Source organism: Exiguobacterium sp. s56, from assembly GCF_018618255.1.
GTDB classification, from domain to species: Bacteria; Bacillota; Bacilli; order Exiguobacteriales; family Exiguobacteriaceae; genus Exiguobacterium; species Exiguobacterium chiriqhucha.
This window is the reverse complement of record NZ_JACSLR010000047.1, coordinates 1-450: the sequence shown is the minus strand read 5'-3', so window position 1 is coordinate 450 and position 450 is coordinate 1. Positions and strand designations below refer to the sequence as shown.

General features: G+C 54.9%; 1 rRNA gene. It reads right to left on the bottom strand.

Annotated elements, in window-relative coordinates:
- Positions 1–45: 45 nt before the first annotated feature.
- Positions 46–450: ribosomal RNA gene (locus KNP71_RS15775) — 16S ribosomal RNA — on the bottom strand; the annotation flags it as partial.

Below are 450 nucleotides of genomic sequence, written 5' to 3'. Positions count from 1 at the left end.
CTCAAAACTGAACGATGGGCAATGCCACATGGGCATTTTCCTTAGAAAGGAGGTGATCCAGCCGCACCTTCCGATACGGCTACCTTGTTACGACTTCACCCCAATCATCTGTCCCACCTTCGGCGGCTGGCTCCCTAAGGTTACCTCACCGACTTCGGGTGTTACAAACTCTCGTGGTGTGACGGGCGGTGTGTACAAGACCCGGGAACGTATTCACCGCAGTATGCTGACCTGCGATTACTAGCGATTCCGACTTCATGCAGGCGAGTTGCAGCCTGCAATCCGAACTGAGAACGGCTTTCTGGGATTGGCTCCACCTCGCGGCTTCGCTGCCCTTTGTACCGTCCATTGTAGCACGTGTGTAGCCCAACTCATAAGGGGCATGATGATTTGACGTCATCCCCACCTTCCTCCGGTTTGTCACCGGCAGTCTCCTTAGAGTGCCCAACT